This window comes from Paenibacillus forsythiae T98, assembly GCF_000520735.1.
GTDB classification, from domain to species: Bacteria; Bacillota; Bacilli; order Paenibacillales; family Paenibacillaceae; genus Paenibacillus_AQ; species Paenibacillus_AQ forsythiae.
On sequence record NZ_ASSC01000505.1, the window covers coordinates 1 to 2,496 of the forward strand.

Below are 2,496 nucleotides of genomic sequence, written 5' to 3' on the forward strand. Positions count from 1 at the left end.
CCCGTTATTCCCTCTTTCTTCCAATATCGACCGTTTCACCGGCCCTTAGAATATCAGTTCGTCGGGATGCCTGCCGATGCGTTCTCCGGTATCCAGCGTGTCGATGGTGTCCATTTCCTCCTCGGACAGGCTGAAATCGAAGATTTCGCTGTTCTCCTTAATCCGGGAAGGCGTAACGGATTTCGGAATCGTCACGATGTCATGCTGCAGCTCCCAGCGGAGAATAACCTGGGAGACCGATTTGCCATGCTTGGCCGCAATGGATGTCAGTATTTCGTTATCCTGCAGCTGCCCCTTCATCAGCGGCGCCCAGGCTTCAATCTGGATATTGTTCAGCAAGCAGAAATCATGCAGCCGCCGCTGTCTCAGACGGGGATGCAGCTCTACCTGGTTCACCGCCGGAACGATGCTGCTGTCTCTCATCAGCGACTCCAAATGGTGAATCTGGAAATTGCTGACGCCGATTGCTCGGACGCTGCCTTCCTCGTACAGCCGCTCAAGCGCACGCCATGTCTCCTTGTATTTGTTCAGTCCGGGCCAATGAATCAGATACAAGTCAATCACGTCAAGACCCAGCGCCTCGCGGCTCTTCTCAAAGGCGGCCAGCGCCTTGTCATAGCCCTGATCGTCATTCCATACCTTGGTCGTGACGAACAACTCTTCCCTTCGCAGACCGCTGGACCGGATAGCCCGTCCCACTTCATGCTCGTTCCCGTACAGGGATGCCGTATCAATGCCCCGGTAGCCCAGTTCAAGAGCCGCCGTCACGGCATGCTCCACCTCATCGCCCGCAGCCTTATACGTACCCAGCCCGAAGCATGGCATGGCAACTCCGTTATTCAGCAGTATCGTATCCGATAGTTGTCTCATTCGATTGCTCGCTCCTCTATGTATTCGTTCGATTTCAAGCTATCAGGTCCATTATATCACGGATTATTCGCGGAACAGAAAAGGCCGTCTTCGCAGCTTGATCTGTGAAAACAGCCTGATCCAATACGGGCCTGAACAGTTCGATGAAGCCCGCTCTTTTTCTATATGAAACTTCTATTTCTTTATCGCGGGCCGCTTGACGAAGGGCTCCACTTTCTTCAGCACCTCGTCCTCGGTCGGAGCGCTGACATAGCGGCCGTTGATATAGACGAAAGCGCGCTTGCCGCACGGTCCGCAGTAGGACTTGCAGCCGATTTTGATCTCGGCGTCAGGCGCCATTTTGCGGAGCTTGGGCAGCACGCTCTTGATGCTCATATGATTGCATTTATCGCAGATGCGTATATCGTTAGCCATTGCCGTTCCCTTCTTTGCCGTCTGAACTCCCCCGGCCTGCAAAAGCCGATTGGCTTAGTGGTCTCCGTGGTTGCCCTTCGACGGATTCGTAATTACAAACCCTTCTTGCGGAAAATACAGGTAGTCCACCTTTACGCCGTCAAGAAGCGGCTGCTCCTTCTCCAGAATCACGTCGATGTCCTTATCCGTCGGAATGATCTCGTCATTCTCCTTGGGCGTGTCCAGATCAAGACCGTAATGCGCATGGTCGCCATGCGAATGAGTAATCAGTACGCGCAGCTTCAGATCCTTGTTCTCCTCAAGATCCATCTGCTTCTTTATCACTTTAGCCGCGTTGCGGGTAATTTTAACTTTCATAATCCGTCCATCTCCTGACAACTGGATTTCTGTACTCTAGTGATCTATTGTAAAGGAAAACCGCAGCATAATGCAACCGGACTTTATTATTATCTTCTTCCCTCGTCCAGCCTCAATTTGCCCGCGCCGCCCAGCTCCGGGTATTTGCGGTCCATTCTGGAAACGAACCAGGCCATCAGCATCATCGATACCCCGATATCGTCAATCGGCATAAAAGGCAGAAAGTCGGGCAGCACCCAGTACAGCACCGCCGGGATCAGGAACAGCAGCTTGTCCCGGGACGCAACATGCGGAGAGCTGACATACCGCCACGCGCTTCGCAGTACATGAGACCAGCCTTTAAGCGACAGCAGCTTCTTTAGTTTCATCTTCGGTCACCCTCCTCAAACACCGAATAAAGTAAAAGGCAAGGCCGCGCAACAGCTTATAGCGAAGTACGCAGCCTCACCCTCAATATAGATTACGCAGCTATGCTGAAAATGTTTCACTTGCTTTCATAGGGAAAGAATAGAAGCCAGAATCCGCCCCGCTTCCAGCGTTAAATCTTCAAAATCCTCAAGCGGAAGCGGATTTCGGCCCAGACCCAGCTCCACGGTGAATCCCGGTTTCCCGTATTTCATGATGAACCAGTCCTTGAATCCCGCGTCGCTCTCCGTTAAAGCGACAGCGCGGTAGCCCCCAGCCCGGGCCAGACGCTCCGCGATTTCCTGGCTCTCCGGCGGCTCATACCCGCGGTAGTTCCAGTAGATCTCCTGGCCCTGACTGTGCAGCGACACCGCCATGTCCGGAGGCGCCTTCCCGCACAGCGCGGCCAGCGCCGCGGCCTCCGGCTCGCTGAGCGGCGCCGGGCCTCCG

5 protein-coding genes are annotated in these 2,496 nt (G+C 54.2%); all 5 read right to left on the minus strand.

The annotated features are described in order from the left end of the window. Positions 1–45: 45 nt before the first annotated feature. Positions 46–870 (minus strand): aldo/keto reductase, encoded by an 825-nt coding sequence (locus tag L692_RS0115790; protein WP_025701111.1) that lies wholly within the window; start codon positions 868–870, stop codon positions 46–48. Positions 871–1,044: 174 nt separating this feature from the next. Then, a complete protein-coding gene (locus L692_RS0115795) occupies positions 1,045–1,284 on the minus strand; it encodes a YuzB family protein (protein ID WP_025701112.1) in 240 nt (79 codons plus the stop codon). Between the two features lie 54 nt (positions 1,285–1,338). After that, on the minus strand, positions 1,339–1,641 hold the full coding sequence (locus L692_RS0115800) for a HesB/IscA family protein (protein WP_025701113.1): 303 nt from the start codon (positions 1,639–1,641) through the stop codon (positions 1,339–1,341). A gap of 89 nt (positions 1,642–1,730) precedes the next feature. Beyond that, on the minus strand, positions 1,731–2,009 hold the full coding sequence (locus L692_RS0115805; RefSeq protein WP_025701114.1) for a hypothetical protein: 279 nt from the start codon (positions 2,007–2,009) through the stop codon (positions 1,731–1,733). A gap of 126 nt (positions 2,010–2,135) precedes the next feature. Next, positions 2,136–2,496 (minus strand): M14 family zinc carboxypeptidase (locus tag L692_RS29035; protein WP_036723985.1); only part of this gene is annotated, 361 nt, incomplete at its 5' end.

Bases quoted from the DNA above. Each gene is read 5' to 3' on its own strand.
- L692_RS0115795 (WP_025701112.1), bottom strand. From the start codon at position 1,284: ATGGCTAACGATATACGCATCTGCGATAAATGCAATCATATGAGCATC.
- L692_RS0115800 (WP_025701113.1), bottom strand. From the start codon at position 1,641: ATGAAAGTTAAAATTACCCGCAACGCGGCTAAAGTGATAAAGAAGCAG.
- L692_RS0115790 (WP_025701111.1), bottom strand. From the start codon at position 870: ATGAGACAACTATCGGATACGATACTGCTGAATAACGGAGTTGCCATG.
- L692_RS0115805 (WP_025701114.1), bottom strand. From the start codon at position 2,009: ATGAAACTAAAGAAGCTGCTGTCGCTTAAAGGCTGGTCTCATGTACTG.